General features: G+C 54.4%; 15 protein-coding genes and 1 tRNA gene. 7 read left to right on the top strand and 9 right to left on the bottom strand.

Going from position 1 to position 12,402, the window contains the following annotated elements; all coding sequences use genetic code 11:
- The first annotated feature begins 93 nt into the window (after window positions 1–93).
- Window positions 94–867, top strand: a complete 774-nt coding sequence (locus tag OU789_RS08270; protein ID WP_274654958.1) for a heme-dependent oxidative N-demethylase family protein — start codon at window positions 94–96, stop codon at window positions 865–867.
- A gap of 81 nt (window positions 868–948) precedes the next feature.
- Here the strand turns inward: OU789_RS08270 and glnA are convergent, their stop codons facing one another.
- Both glnA and OU789_RS08260 read right to left on the bottom strand, forming a co-directional pair.
- Entirely contained in the window at window positions 949–2,355 is a 1,407-nt protein-coding gene (gene glnA / locus OU789_RS08265) for a type I glutamate--ammonia ligase (protein ID WP_274654956.1), read from the bottom strand.
- Window positions 2,356–2,412: 57 nt separating this feature from the next.
- Complete coding sequence (locus OU789_RS08260) at window positions 2,413–2,751, bottom strand: P-II family nitrogen regulator (protein WP_263952885.1); 339 nt, start codon at window positions 2,749–2,751, stop codon at window positions 2,413–2,415.
- Between the two features lie 356 nt (window positions 2,752–3,107).
- Here OU789_RS08260 and OU789_RS08255 point away from each other — a divergent pair, with 356 nt between their 5' ends.
- Together OU789_RS08255 and OU789_RS08250 are read left to right on the top strand one after the other, a co-directional pair.
- The gene (locus OU789_RS08255; RefSeq protein WP_274654953.1) at window positions 3,108–4,670 is read left to right on the top strand and encodes an NAD(P)H-hydrate dehydratase; all 1,563 of its coding nucleotides are present in this window, start codon (window positions 3,108–3,110) and stop codon (window positions 4,668–4,670) included.
- 91 nt (window positions 4,671–4,761) lie between these two features.
- A tRNA-Leu gene (locus tag OU789_RS08250) sits at window positions 4,762–4,846 on the top strand.
- A gap of 76 nt (window positions 4,847–4,922) precedes the next feature.
- Here OU789_RS08250 and OU789_RS08245 read toward each other — a convergent pair.
- On the bottom strand, window positions 4,923–5,318 hold the full coding sequence (locus OU789_RS08245) for a DUF805 domain-containing protein (RefSeq protein ID WP_274654951.1): 396 nt from the start codon (window positions 5,316–5,318) through the stop codon (window positions 4,923–4,925).
- A 328-nt stretch (window positions 5,319–5,646) separates the two neighbouring features.
- Between OU789_RS08245 and OU789_RS08240 the strand changes: the two genes are divergently transcribed.
- Together OU789_RS08240 and tig are read left to right on the top strand one after the other, a co-directional pair.
- Complete coding sequence (locus tag OU789_RS08240) at window positions 5,647–6,174, top strand: hypothetical protein (RefSeq protein ID WP_274654949.1); 528 nt, start codon at window positions 5,647–5,649, stop codon at window positions 6,172–6,174.
- Between the two features lie 197 nt (window positions 6,175–6,371).
- Window positions 6,372–7,703, top strand: a complete 1,332-nt coding sequence (tig, locus tag OU789_RS08235) for a trigger factor (RefSeq protein WP_274654947.1) — start codon at window positions 6,372–6,374, stop codon at window positions 7,701–7,703.
- A gap of 77 nt (window positions 7,704–7,780) precedes the next feature.
- On the opposite strand, the gene OU789_RS08230 is transcribed toward tig, so the two are convergent.
- Genes OU789_RS08230 through OU789_RS08220 form a run of 3 tightly spaced genes read right to left on the bottom strand, consistent with a single transcriptional unit; the run spans window position 7,781 to window position 8,919 of the window.
- On the bottom strand, window positions 7,781–8,167 hold the full coding sequence (locus tag OU789_RS08230) for a DUF1761 family protein (RefSeq protein ID WP_274654945.1): 387 nt from the start codon (window positions 8,165–8,167) through the stop codon (window positions 7,781–7,783).
- A 10-nt stretch (window positions 8,168–8,177) separates the two neighbouring features.
- Window positions 8,178–8,615: an SRPBCC family protein gene (locus OU789_RS08225; RefSeq protein ID WP_274654944.1), complete on the bottom strand. Its 438-nt coding sequence runs from the start codon at window positions 8,613–8,615 to the stop codon at window positions 8,178–8,180.
- On the bottom strand, window positions 8,608–8,919 hold the full coding sequence (locus OU789_RS08220; protein WP_263952892.1) for an ArsR/SmtB family transcription factor: 312 nt from the start codon (window positions 8,917–8,919) through the stop codon (window positions 8,608–8,610). The genes OU789_RS08225 and OU789_RS08220 overlap by 8 nt, the downstream gene beginning before the upstream one ends.
- A gap of 279 nt (window positions 8,920–9,198) precedes the next feature.
- On the opposite strand from OU789_RS08220, the gene OU789_RS08215 reads away from it, so the two are divergent.
- Window positions 9,199–9,828, top strand: a complete 630-nt coding sequence (locus OU789_RS08215) for a MarC family protein (protein WP_274656023.1) — start codon at window positions 9,199–9,201, stop codon at window positions 9,826–9,828.
- 121 nt (window positions 9,829–9,949) lie between these two features.
- Here OU789_RS08215 and rplI read toward each other — a convergent pair whose 3' ends face one another.
- Genes rplI through rpsF form a run of 3 tightly spaced genes read right to left on the bottom strand, consistent with a single transcriptional unit; the run spans window position 9,950 to window position 11,192 of the window.
- Window positions 9,950–10,582 carry a 50S ribosomal protein L9 gene (gene rplI / locus OU789_RS08210; protein ID WP_263952893.1) on the bottom strand — a complete coding sequence of 211 codons (633 nt, stop codon included), beginning with the start codon at window positions 10,580–10,582 and terminating at the stop codon, window positions 9,950–9,952.
- 11 nt (window positions 10,583–10,593) lie between these two features.
- A complete protein-coding gene (gene rpsR, locus OU789_RS08205; protein WP_025061827.1) occupies window positions 10,594–10,821 on the bottom strand; it encodes a 30S ribosomal protein S18 in 228 nt (75 codons plus the stop codon).
- A gap of 14 nt (window positions 10,822–10,835) precedes the next feature.
- Window positions 10,836–11,192, bottom strand: coding sequence for a 30S ribosomal protein S6 (rpsF, locus tag OU789_RS08200; protein ID WP_263952894.1), 357 nt, complete (start codon window positions 11,190–11,192; stop codon window positions 10,836–10,838).
- Window positions 11,193–11,547: 355 nt separating this feature from the next.
- Between rpsF and OU789_RS08195 the strand changes: the two genes are divergently transcribed.
- Entirely contained in the window at window positions 11,548–12,231 is a 684-nt protein-coding gene (locus tag OU789_RS08195; protein WP_274654934.1) for a hypothetical protein, read from the top strand.
- The last annotated feature ends 171 nt before the right edge of the window (window positions 12,232–12,402 follow it).

The following is a 12,402-nucleotide window of genomic DNA, read 5'->3' as shown; positions in this document are numbered from 1 at the left end:
CGGCGAAGTCACGGCTTGGTGATCTTTGGTGGGTGCATCGAGCGTAAATAAAATCGCCATAGAAAGGCAGAGGCGGCAAAGTTAGGGTGACGCATGGAAACTGTTTTAAATGCTAAATTGCCACCGGATCAGATCGCTGCGGCCTGTCGTCGATTGCCGGGAATGGCGCCGCTGGATATGGCGGATTGGCTCGATGTGAACGACGCATACGCAGGGCAAATGCGGTTGCGGGAGGCGCTTTTGGCATCACGCCGCAGCGAGGTTGTGGCGCAAGAAACCTGCGCGCAAGGGGCTGCTGATGAGTTGTTGGCGCTCGTGTTAAAGCAGCTTCGTTTACGTGATGGTTTTGAGGTTGCGGCAACACAGGTGCGTTGCCCCGACGGGCGCGTGGTCGAGATTGATCACAGCGCGCCGCTTGTCACTTTGGGCCATCTTGTTCAGGAGGATTTTTGCATTCTGCAGGAGCAGGGCGGGGCTTACCTTCTTACCGGCGCGGTGCTGTGCTTTCCGGCGAGTTGGACTTTGGCGGAAAAGCTGGGCCGCCCGCTTTTGGGGATACATGACCCAGTTGACAGTTATACGCCCGACCTCGCCAAACGGGTGCAGCGCCTGTTTGACGCAATCCGGCCCGAGCGCGGGATGTGGCGGGCCAATGCGCTGTTTTACGATACGCCGGAGTTGTTCCACCCGCGCGCCGAGGCTGACCCGCGCGTGCCGCTGTCAAAAGAGCCGCCGTTTCTTCGGAGCGAGCGACAATCCTTGCTGCGATTGCCTGACAGTGGCGCGGTGGTTTTCTCGATCCATACCTACATGATTAACCGCAAGAGTCTGCGGCCCGATGATGCGCGTGCGCTGGCCGAGAGATAGCAGCCTAGATAGGACCGTAAGCAGAGCCGTATGCAAAAAGGGCGCCCCAATGGAGCGCCCTTTCCGTTTATTTCCAGCAGCTTATACGCTGTAGTACAGGTCGTACTCAACTGGGTGTGGTGTGTGCTCGTATGCATACACTTCTTCCCACTTAAGCTCGGAGTAACCTTCGATCTGATCTTTTGTGAACACGTCGCCTGCGAGCAGGAAGTCGTGATCTTCTTCCAGAGCTTCCAGAGCTTCACGCAGGGATGCGCAAACTGTTGGAATGCCTGCCAGCTCTTCGGCTGGGAGATCGTAAAGGTCTTTGTCAGACGCCGCACCTGGGTCGATCTTGTTCTTGATGCCGTCAAGGCCAGCCATAAGCAGTGCAGCAAAGCAGAGGTATGGGTTGGCAGCCGGATCAGGGAAACGAGCTTCAACGCGCTTGGCTTTGGGCGATTCCGCGAATGGGATACGCACACAACCGGAGCGGTTCGATGCAGAGTAAGCGCGCAGAACAGGAGCTTCAAAACCTGGGATCAAACGCTTGTAGGAGTTTGTCGATGGGTTTGTGAAGGCGTTCAGAGCTTTAGCGTGCTTCAGGATACCGCCGATGAAGTACAGAGCTTCCTGAGACAGGTCAGCGTATTTGTCACCAGCGAAGAGTGGCTTGCCGTCTTTCCAGATCGACATGTTCACGTGCATACCTGTGCCGTTGTCGCCAGCGATTGGCTTTGGCATGAAGGTTGCCGATTTGCCGTAGGCGTGGGCAACGTTGTGCACAACGTATTTGTACTTCTGAAGGTGATCCGCTTGCTCTGTGAGCGAGCCGAAGATCAGGCCAAGCTCGTGCTGACAGGAAGCAACCTCGTGGTGGTGCTTGTCAACTTTCATGCCCATGCGCTTCATAGTGGAGAGCATTTCGGAGCGGATGTCCTGAGCGTCGTCGATTGGGTTAACAGGGAAGTAACCGCCTTTAACGCCAGGACGGTGGCCCATGTTGCCCATTTCGTACTCGGTGTCTGTGTTCCAAGCTGCGTCTTGTGCGTCAACTTCGAAGGACACTTTGTTCATGGTGTTGGAGAAACGTACGTTGTCAAAGAGGAAGAATTCTGCCTCTGGGCCAAAGTAGGAAACGTCACCGATACCGGAAGACTTGAGGTAAGCTTCGGCTTTCTCGGCTGTGCCACGTGGGTCACGGGAGTAAGCTTCGCCTGTGTCCGGCTCAACGATGGAGCAGTGGATGCAGAGTGTTTTCTCGGCATAGAACGGGTCAAGATACGCAGAGTCTGTATCTGGGATCAGTTTCATGTCGGATTCGTTGATGGATTTCCAACCAGCGATGGAGGACCCGTCAAACATGAAGCCTTCTTCGAGGAAGTCTTCGTCAACTTCGTCTGCAATAACAGTCACGTGTTGTAGTTTGCCGCGTGGGTCTGTGAAACGAATGTCCACATAGTCCACGTCTTCGTCCTTGATCAGTTTGAGAACGTCAGCTTTGCTCATCTTGATCTCTTCCCTTTTATTTAGTGTTAGACTGGTGCCGATGACCGGCGGTGTTGCTTAAAGTGCGTCTTCGCCGCTTTCGCCGGTCCGGATACGGATGGCTTGCTCAACGGTAGAGACGAAAATCTTGCCGTCGCCGATCTTGTCGGTTTTGGCGGCGTTCACGATGGCTTCGATGGCGTCATCAACCTGATCATCAGGCAGAACAACTTCGATTTTCACCTTAGGAAGGAAGTCCACCACGTATTCGGCACCACGATAGAGTTCGGTGTGACCCTTCTGGCGGCCAAATCCTTTGACCTCAACAACTGAGAGGCCTTGTACGCCGATTTCCTGAAGTGCCTCTTTGACTTCGTCCAGCTTGAACGGCTTGGTGATGGCTTCGATCTTTTTCATTGGCGACTCCTTGAAATCGGTCAGTGGATTCTTCGCTTCGATTGGTTCAGAACACTTCCCTATCTGAGGGACAATCGGGTAAGCTGACGCAGCGCGGGTCAGCTTGTGGAATCCCGCTGCTTTGGTGTGTTTTTGTGCGGGTTGCACAATAAATAGACAGAATGAAAACATTTCACCACCCGCAACTGCTCATTTTTTTCGCGTTCGATCTTTCTCTATGCGCTAACTCTGCCTGAAGCCTTTGTGCGGGGTCCGGCAAATTGCGCATTAAGTATTGCGTTGCCTGCGACGATCTCGGGCTTGCTTAGGGCCAAGGCGCTGCCTAGCCTCTGGAGGAAGACGCAGAGGTAAGAAACATGAGCCGAACCACCATCTACATGACCGCCGCCGAGATGCGTGCCCTCGAAATCCGTGCCATGGAAAGCGGGGCTGTCACCGGTGCGGACCTGATGGAGCGGGCAGGGCGCGGCGTTGTGGATGCGACTTTTGCGCGTTGGCCTGCATTGGCAAAGACGCCGCATTGCGCGGTGGTTTTATGCGGGCCGGGGAATAACGGCGGAGATGGCTATGTCATTGCGCGCCTTTTGCATCAGGCTGGATGGGGCGTGCGTGCTCTAGTTCTTGGAGATACAGAATCTCTCCCTCCTGACGCGAAGTTGAATGCACAGAGATGGTCGGCGCTGGATCAGGGGGCTGCGGCTACTGCGCCTTTGAATGCCGAAACGTTGGCCGAGGCTTTGGGCGAGGGCTGTGACCTTGTGGTCGATGCGCTGTTCGGCTCTGGCTTAAATCGCGCAGTTTCTGGGCTGGCCTATATAGAGAGGTCGATTTCTGCGCTTGAGGCGCGCCCGATTGTGGTTGCTGTGGATGTGCCGTCAGGTCTGTCTTCTGATACTGGAACATGCCTTGGTGAGCCGGTTGCCCCACTGCGGGCTGATCTCACCGTCACGTTCCATAGCCCATTTGTTGGTCATGTGCTTGCGGATGGGCCGGAAGCTTGCGGCGCGCTTGACGTGGCCAATATTGGTTTGGCGCGCTTCGCAGAGCCAGTGGCCGTTCGCGCGCAAACGCCGGACCCGAGCGGGCTAGCCAAACATCCCAATGCTCATAAATTTACCCACGGCCACGCGCTGGTGTTTTCGGGCGGGGCGGGGAAAACAGGCGCGGCACGACTTGCGGCGCGTGGGGCGTTGCGGATCGGGGCGGGGCTCGTAACGCTTGGCTGCCCGCCGGATGCGCTTGCGGAATGCGCCGCGCAGGTCACCGCCATCATGCTTCGGCCGCTCAATGATGCCGAGGCTTTGCGGCAGACCTTGGATGATACACGGATAAACGCACTCTGCCTTGGTCCGAATTTCGGTCTATCACCCGACCGCGCGGATTGGCTTATGGACGTGCTGGCCGCAAAACGCGCCGCGGTTCTTGACGCAGATGCGTTGACACTATTGGCGCACCACGAAAAGCCATTCTCGAAGCTGCATGAGCAGATCGTTCTCACGCCACATATGGGCGAGTTTAAACGTCTGTTTCCCGATATTTCCGCCGAACTTACTGAAAATAAATTATATTCCAAGCTGGACGCCGCGCGCGATGCCGCTAAAACGGCAGGCTGTACTGTGTTGCTTAAGGGCGCAGCGACGGTGATCGCCAATGCCCAAGGGGACTGCCGGATTGTGGCGTCCTGCTATGAGAATGCTGCCCCATGGCTCGCAACAGCAGGCGCGGGAGATGTGCTAGCTGGCATGATAACGGGGCTTTTGGCGCGTGGGTTTGCGCCAATCGAAGCCGCCGAAACTGCGGCGCACCTTCATGCCGAATGCGCCCGCCGCTTTGGCCCGGGCCTTATCGCCGAAGACCTTCCCGAACAGCTGCCAGCCGTCTTGACCGCACTTGAAAGCGCGTCGAAACGCTCGTCATGAAATTTTTTCGCATTTGCGCGAATTTTCCCCTCGCATCCCCGAAAATCCTGCGCTAGAAGGGCGCGGTTGACGGCGATTGCCGCAACAGGATGCGGGTGTGGCGAAATTGGTAGACGCACTTGGTTTAGGTCCAAGCGCCGCAAGGCGTGGGGGTTCAAGTCCCTCCACCCGCACCACTAAGTTTCTTCAGAAATAAAGCAGTGCGAGCTTCGGCTTTACAGCTGTATACAGCGCGCAAAAACGCACACGGAACTAAGTTAGTGGTTCTGGTGCGCCGTATTCGTTAGAGCCTTGGTCGCTCGGCTGAACATAGAAATAGATCAGAACAAGCACCCCGATTAGCGGGATAAAGGCAATAAGAAGCCACCAGCCACTGCGCCCGATATCGTGCAAGCGTCGTGCGGCGACGGCGATATTCGGAAGGAACAACGCAAGCATTACGAGTATTGAGATGGGCTGGCCGGCTTCTGCTTGGAACGCGGTGAAGCCGAGCATCGGAGCAACAAGCACCCCGTCGATGATCTGGGCAACGATGTTGATGCCGAATACTGCCAAGGCCCACCACCAGAACTCCGGTCGCGTGGCGCGCCCTGTGAAGGTTGCATATTTAGACAAGACCGTACGCGTTGCTTTGGATATATCCGACATGTTTCACCTCAAATAATTCGTTTAATTTCAACCTATGTTAGTATTCGGCAGTGTTAGTATGCCGTGATATCCCTGCGCGATCAATGATTGGAGTTCCGCTCAGGACTGACATCAATTGGTTGAAAGAATTGGGTATTCTCGGCGGCCTGTCTTTACCTGAAGGCGGGTCATGTTGTTTCGGCTAAAGAGGCCGTGTTTCATACTCTAGTTTTTGCCCTCACCAAAAAGCACAGAAAGCCAATCTCCGCGCTTGAACTCAGGTTGTTTTAGCTTCATGGGTAATCCTATGAATTGTTTGATTGCGTCATTATGCAATCAGGAGGGGAATATGCTGACGAAGTTCAAGGCAACCTGTGCGGCAGTTGTTGCGACTCTCGCGTTCACTGCGCCTGTGCACTCTGATCCGGGAGAAGTTACCAAATACCTGATGAATGAGCCCGCAACGGTTTTTGATCTCGGGTTGATCCGGTTGGAGTATTTTCTCACGAGCTATTACCCGCCGTTGGGAAGCGCGCTTTACGATTCGCGAAATGACAGGCTGACGATCCGTAAGGCCTTTGACGAAGTTTCCAGCAGCGACATTGCCGAGCAGACCTGCAAGGATTGGCTGGAACGGGTCAGGAAAATTGGCGCAGTCGATCCATTGAGCGGAATGGTCGAACCGCCTTTTGAAAACTCGGTGTACTCGAATTTCTTCAAACACATCTCGCAAAGAAACGATGACGCTCCCGAGGATTACCTCAAAAAGTTTGACGAGATAATCCATCTAAAGTGCAATCATCTTTTGGACGATGGCACGATCCTTTCGATAGGTGCGCCTTTGCTGGGCGGCACCTTCGTCGTAAGTCGCCTTTAGGCCATAAGTTTAGGGCCCCTGATTGTGTGCTACGCGCCTGAATTGACCTGATTGTTCTGCTGATACAGGTATCTTCCCGCCAACCAAGACAAGTCGGCCCCTTTCTCCTTGCATCCTTGGGCTGCGAGCCCTAGAAGGGCGTCTGATTTACAAGCCATCCGCCGCGTCCGAGCGGCCTATGATACATGAGGACAAATATGTCGGTCACAGAGACCCTGAACGAAGGCCTGAAGCGCGGTTACCAAATCGTTATCCCTGCTGGCGATCTCGACGCGAAAGTAAACGAAAAGCTGAAAGAAGCTCAGCCAGAAGTCGAAATGAAAGGCTTCCGCAAGGGCAAGGTGCCTCTCGCTCTGCTGAAAAAGCAATTCGGTCAGCGCGTCATGGGCGAAGCCATTCAAGAAACGATCGATGGCGCCATGGGCAAGCATTTTGAAGAGTCCGGCGACCGCCCTGCGCTTCAGCCGGAAATCAAAATGACCAACGAAGACTGGAAAGAGGGCGACGACGTTGAAGTGTCTGTTGCTTACGAAGCTCTTCCAGAAATTCCTGAAGTTGACCTCAAAGGCATCAAGCTCGAGAAGCTCGTCGCAAAAGCGGATGACGCTTCTGTTGCTGAAGCACTCGACAACCTTGCTGAGTCCGCACAGAACTTCGAAGACCGCAAGAAGGGCACAAAGTCCAAATCCGGCGACCAAGTTGTTATCGACTTTGCTGGTAAGGTTGACGGCGAGCTGTTTGAAGGCGGTTCCGCAGAAGACTTCCCGCTCGTTCTGGGCTCCGGTTCGTTCATCCCTGGTTTCGAAGACCAGCTGATCGGCGCAAAAGCAGGCGACGAAGTTGCGGTTAACGTGACATTCCCTGCCGAGTACCAAGCTGAAAACCTCGCCGGTAAAGAAGCAGTTTTCGACTGTACAGTGAAAGCCGTTAAAGCTCCTGCAAAAGCAGAGCTGAACGATGAGCTGGCCAAGCAGTTTGGTGCCGAAGACCTCGAAGCTCTCAAGGGCCAAGTGAAAGAGCGCCTTGAAGCTGAATATGCGGGCGCTGCGCGTGCGGTACAGAAGCGTGCGCTTCTGGATGCGCTTGACGGTGTTGTTTCCTTCGAACTGCCACCTTCGCTGCTTGACGCGGAAGCTGGCCAGATCGCACACCAGCTGTGGCATGAGGAAAACCCTGACGTAGAGGGCCATGACCACCCAGAAATCGAAGCAACCGACGAGCACAAGAAGCTTGCCGAGCGCCGCGTGCGTCTTGGTCTGCTGCTTGCCGAGATTGGCCAGAAAGCCGAGATCGAAGTCACAGACGCCGAGATGACGCAAGCGATCATGAACCAAGCGCGCCAGTACCCTGGTCAGGAGCGTCAGTTCTTTGAATTCGTTCAGCAAAACGCTCAAATGCAGCAGCAGCTGCGTGCGCCGATCTTTGAAGACAAAGTTATCGACTATGTCTTTGAACTGGCTGACGTTTCCGAGAAAGAAGTCTCCAAAGAAGACCTCGAAAAAGCTGTTGAAGCGCTCGACGATATCTAAGGTTTCTGACCTTTGCAGAAACGAGAAAGGGCTACCCGCGAGGGCAGCCCTTTTTTCTTTGTCTTAAGGCTTTGAGCCTAGAAAATCCCTTGCGCGACAATCATGATTGCGCCGCTGAGGAATAGATAGCCAAAATCGATGGCCAAGGCCGCACCTGATTTTTGTAGGAACGCCCCCGCAGACACCACATGCACCCCAACGGCGAGGATTGCAAAAATTGCTGTAAAGAGCGCATCCGTGGTGGCCGTGATGCCGACCACGAGCGCCAGCAGAAACAGCGCCAGCGTTTGGGCAGCCATGGCAAACACGGGCGTGCCACTGATCTTGCTCATGTCGATTCCGGACCCTGCGGCCCATTTGGTGCCCATGACTTTGGGATGATACCAGATCGCTCCGAAAATAAAGGCCACGATCGTGCCCGCAAAGACGGCAAGCCAGTTGATAGCCATTGCTTCGTTTTCCATATAGACCTCGTTATTTTAGCGCGTTTTCAAGCGTTTGAAGGATGAGACCCCAACCTTTTTCGTGATTGTCACGGGCCTCTTCGTTGAGGAATTTCACATGGGTGAGGGTCACGTCCGTGCCGCCGTTTTTCTCAACGAAATCAAGCGTCACTTCGCTATCGTCAGGCGAATAGTTGCTCTGCCATGTAAAGACGATCCGGCTGTGTGGATCGAGCGCTTTGTAGGTGCCGGTGTGGGGCAGCTCGTTGTTGTCTGGTGTCAGCATGATGATTTCAAAGCCACCGCCGACCTTTGGGTCGGTCTTGCTGCGCGGCACGGTCACGCCTTCGCCCGGTGTCATGAATTTCATCAACATTTCAGGGTCCAGCCACGCATTATAGATCGCCTTGGCAGGGGCATTGATGTGGCGGGATGTGGTGAGAGAGAGTTCGTTCATTGTATCAGTCATCGTCGGTTTCCTTTGTGAGCAGAGAGTCAAGTTTGTCCAAGCGAAGATCCCAGATAGAACGAAGATTGTTAAACCATTGATCTATCAAGTTTATCGGCGCGAGATTGGCCGAGATCAGGTGGGTGCGGCCGATTGTTTTGCGCTCCACCAATTTAGCGGTCTCCAAGATACGGATGTGTTTGCTCACCGAATTCAGCGAGAGATCAAAATTTGCCGCCAGATCCGTGACGCGCGTTGGCCCTTGCTGCACCAACATCGTGAGCAGGGCGCGACGCGTCGGATCGGACGCCGCTTTCAGGATCAAGGAGAGATCCTCATCTGTATCTTTATATTCAACCATATGGGTTAATATACATAGGCGACGTCAATATTCAACCCTTTGGGTGAATAAAATGGTGCGTTGCTATACAGGAGAGGGCGGGTTGGCCTGTAGGAAGGGTGGAAATGCCTGTATTTACAGATGGATAGTCGTGCGCGCCCAGCCGCACTTAATGACATGCCGAATGAAGAAATCGGTCATCTGATTGCATTTCTTGGGGCCGTTGCTTTATGGTCTGCGCATTATCCCAAAGGTATTTTCTCGATGAATTGGTCCGTCATAATTAAAGATTTCATCACGATTTTCGCGGTGGTCGATCCTATCGGGTCAATTCCGATTTTTCTGTTCGCAACGGCGAGCATACCTGCGGCGTTACATACTCGATTTGCAATACGGGCGGTCGTAATTTCCGCACTGGTTCTGTTTGGCTTCCTTGTCGGTGGGCAACTCATACTCGAGGCGCTTGGCGTGAGATTAGGGGCGTTTCAGGTCGCGGGAGGGATTATCCTGTTCCTGTTTGCCATGACCATGATTTTTGGTGAGTCCAAGCCCGAGGCCGAGCAGCATGAAGCAGAGCGGGACCACTTATCAGGCGCGGTTTTCCCATTGGCGATACCGTCGATTGCCTCTCCGGGGGCGATGCTTGGTGTTGTGGTTCTGACCGACAATCAAAGATTTTCCTTTTCAGAGCAGCTGGTTACAGCGGTTCTTTTGGCGCTTGTCCTGCTCGTCACCTTGGCCTTGCTGATACTTGCAAAGCAAATCCATCGGATCATCGGCGCAACGGGGGCAAATGTAATCAGCCGTGTTATGGGGATCATCTTGGCCACCATTGCCATCGATTCCGTATTTAACGGAATGGATGTTCTGGGGATTATTACCCTAAATTCGTGAAGAACCGGTTTGCCTGAAGGGCGAGGCGTCGGGGAGGTGCCATCGATGAAGGGCACGGAGCCATAGAAAAAGCCGCGCAGACAGAACTGCGCGGCTTTCAAATTCTGGTAAAGAGTGAAGCTTAAGCTTCTTTCTCTTCCTCTTCTGCAGCGTCTTCGGCTGGGGCTTCGTCGCCCGCAAGCTCGAGATCGTCTGCAGCAGCAGCACCGATGTCGTCGAAGAGCTCGGAGATTTCGAATTCTGCTTCTGCTTCGGCTTCTGCGGCGAGTTCCTGAATGGATTTACCGGAAGCTTGAAGCTCGGCTTCTTCTTCGGAACGTGCAACGTTGAGTGAGATTGTCACAACAACTTCAGGGTGCAGTTTCACAGACATTGTGTGCAGGCCAAGCTCTTTGATCGGGTGATCAACAGAGATTTGCTTGCGGTCAACTGTGAAGCCACCAGCGGTTGCAACTTCGGCAGCGTCACGAGGTGTAACGGAACCGTAGAGCGAACCAGCGTCCGATGCAGAGCGAATCACGATGAACTGCTGTCCGTCGAGTTTTTCGCCGAGTGCTTCGGCCTCTTTGCGGGATTCAAGGTTTGTTGCTTCGAGCTGTGCCTTGCGTGCTTCGAAGGAAGCAACGTTTGCGTCAGACGCAGTCAGCGCTTTGCCTTGGGGCAGGAGGAAGTTGCGGGCATAGCCAGCTTTAACATCCACAACATCGCCCATTTGGCCGAGCTTTGCGACGCGTTCAAGAAGGATAACTTGCATGTGCTTTCTCCTTACTTAACGGCGTAGGGAAGCAGGGCGAGGAAACGGGCGCGCTTGATCGCACGGGCCAGCTCGCGCTGTTTCTTGGCCGAAACGGCAGTGATACGGGAAGGAACGATTTTGCCACGCTCAGAGATGTAGCGCTGCAGAAGACGTGTGTCTTTGTAATCGATCGCAGGAGCATTGTCGCCAGAGAACGGGCAAACTTTGCGGCGGCGGAAAAATGGTTTAGTAGCCATGAGTTAGCCCTTTCTTACGCGCGTTCACGACGGCGCTCGGAGCGCTCTTCGCGTTTTTGCATTTGAACCGATGGTCCTTCGGCGTGCTCGTCAACCTTGATGGTGAGAACGCGCATAACATCATCATGCAGGCGCATCAGGCGTTCCATTTCCTGAACAGCCGGTGCAGGGGCATCGGTGCGCAGGAAGGCATAGTGGCCCTTGCGGTTCTTGTTAACTTTGTAGGCCATGGTCTTCACGCCCCAGTATTCGCTGTCGACGGTCTTGCCGCCGTTGTCTGCGAGAACTGTGGTGAAGTGCTCAACAAGGCCTTCGGCTTGCGCGGTGGACAAGTCCTGACGCGCGATAAAGACATGCTCGTATAGTGGCATGCGATCTCCGTTCATAATAGGCGCATTTCAAAGACCGGGTTTACCCTTCTGCACCCGATCACGAGAGACTGCGCTGTTGCAAAATGCGCAGAAGGAAGCCGCCTTATAGCAGGGTACGGCGGGGATGCAAGAGCGCGGGGAAGCATGTTGAAAACAAGGTAGATGCGGCGTGTGTGTGCGCGGATGGAAATGGGCGGTGAGGGGCCTTAACTTTCACTCTCCTTTAGAGCGAAGGGATACACTTTTCGCGGTAAAACCGAAGAATTGCCCCATTTTCGCCCGTATTGAGAGCGCAAATCATACTTAACGAAGCGGCAATAAATCCGGCAGGCCGCTCAGGTAGGAAGGACAGAGTATGATGTTAGATCAAGCACGCGCCCGCGCTCGTGCCTCGGCAGAAGCAACCGCCGAAGCCAAAGAGCAAGGACAACTTCAGGAAACACAGCGTCTTGAGCGGCTGCCCTATATTACAATGTGCAAAGGTGGCTATGCAATCCAAATGCCAACGCGTGCGGGTTTCTGGGTGCGGCTCACACAGGGTGTTGCCACGCTGGTTGCTGTGTGTGCGTTTTCTTTTGCGGCCGGTATGTGGCTGATGCCTGGTTCCTCACAGGAAGCGGGTCTTGAGAGCTTCAAGATGATTGCAACGCTCTGCCTGCTTATGATTGGAACGCTTGCGGTCTATTTCCTGAGCCAACGTCCGTTTTATCAGCTCCAGATTGACCAAACCCGCCGCGAAGTGCGTGAAACTCTGTGTACTCGTAACGGCAAAGAGCTTGTCCTGCGCCGCTGTGCCTTTGATGAGGTCTCCAGCATTTACCTGTCGCGCGACAAGGCGAAAGGCAAGGCGGGTAATGAGGCAACATTGATGATGCGCCATGCGGCCTATCCGATTGAGGTGCTGACCGAAGATGCTGATTATCTCAAGCTGCTGCGTGATCTGCTGGCGCGCGATGTGCTGGGTATGAATGTTACCGCGTCGCTTGGTGCGGTTACGACAGAGCGGTCGGCGGCTGTGGCGGCAAGCGTAGCGGCCTGATCGAGCGCAAAATTTGATTTGAAGTATAGGGGCTGGTCAAGGGACCGGCCCTTCTTCGTTTGAGGGAAGGGTGTTTGCGGCGCCCTTAAAGCGGTGATTGCAAGAAATTACCGCCATTATCCGCGCCGCTCATGGACAGCCGCCCGTGCGCCATGTATTTGCTAGGAAAAC

It is taken from the genome of Halocynthiibacter sp. C4, from assembly GCF_028823805.1.
GTDB lineage: Bacteria > Pseudomonadota > Alphaproteobacteria > Rhodobacterales > Rhodobacteraceae > Falsihalocynthiibacter > Falsihalocynthiibacter halioticoli.
The sequence above is the reverse complement of the archived record's forward strand: the minus strand, read 5'-3'. Positions and strand labels throughout refer to the sequence as shown.

Coding starts and splice junctions, on each gene's coding strand:
- OU789_RS08245 (WP_274654951.1), bottom strand. CDS start 5,318: ATGTCGGATATATCCAAAGCAACGCGTACGGTCTTGTCTAAATATGCA.
- OU789_RS08240 (WP_274654949.1), top strand. CDS start 5,647: ATGCTGACGAAGTTCAAGGCAACCTGTGCGGCAGTTGTTGCGACTCTC.
- tig (WP_274654947.1), top strand. CDS start 6,372: ATGTCGGTCACAGAGACCCTGAACGAAGGCCTGAAGCGCGGTTACCAA.
- rplI (WP_263952893.1), bottom strand. CDS start 10,582: ATGCAAGTTATCCTTCTTGAACGCGTCGCAAAGCTCGGCCAAATGGGC.
- rpsF (WP_263952894.1), bottom strand. CDS start 11,192: ATGCCACTATACGAGCATGTCTTTATCGCGCGTCAGGACTTGTCCACC.
- OU789_RS08260 (WP_263952885.1), bottom strand. CDS start 2,751: ATGAAAAAGATCGAAGCCATCACCAAGCCGTTCAAGCTGGACGAAGTC.
- OU789_RS08225 (WP_274654944.1), bottom strand. CDS start 8,615: ATGACTGATACAATGAACGAACTCTCTCTCACCACATCCCGCCACATC.
- rpsR (WP_025061827.1), bottom strand. CDS start 10,821: ATGGCTACTAAACCATTTTTCCGCCGCCGCAAAGTTTGCCCGTTCTCT.
- OU789_RS08255 (WP_274654953.1), top strand. CDS start 3,108: ATGAGCCGAACCACCATCTACATGACCGCCGCCGAGATGCGTGCCCTC.
- glnA (WP_274654956.1), bottom strand. CDS start 2,355: ATGAGCAAAGCTGACGTTCTCAAACTGATCAAGGACGAAGACGTGGAC.
- OU789_RS08230 (WP_274654945.1), bottom strand. CDS start 8,167: ATGGAAAACGAAGCAATGGCTATCAACTGGCTTGCCGTCTTTGCGGGC.
- OU789_RS08195 (WP_274654934.1), top strand. CDS start 11,548: ATGATGTTAGATCAAGCACGCGCCCGCGCTCGTGCCTCGGCAGAAGCA.
- OU789_RS08215 (WP_274656023.1), top strand. CDS start 9,199: ATGAATTGGTCCGTCATAATTAAAGATTTCATCACGATTTTCGCGGTG.
- OU789_RS08270 (WP_274654958.1), top strand. CDS start 94: ATGGAAACTGTTTTAAATGCTAAATTGCCACCGGATCAGATCGCTGCG.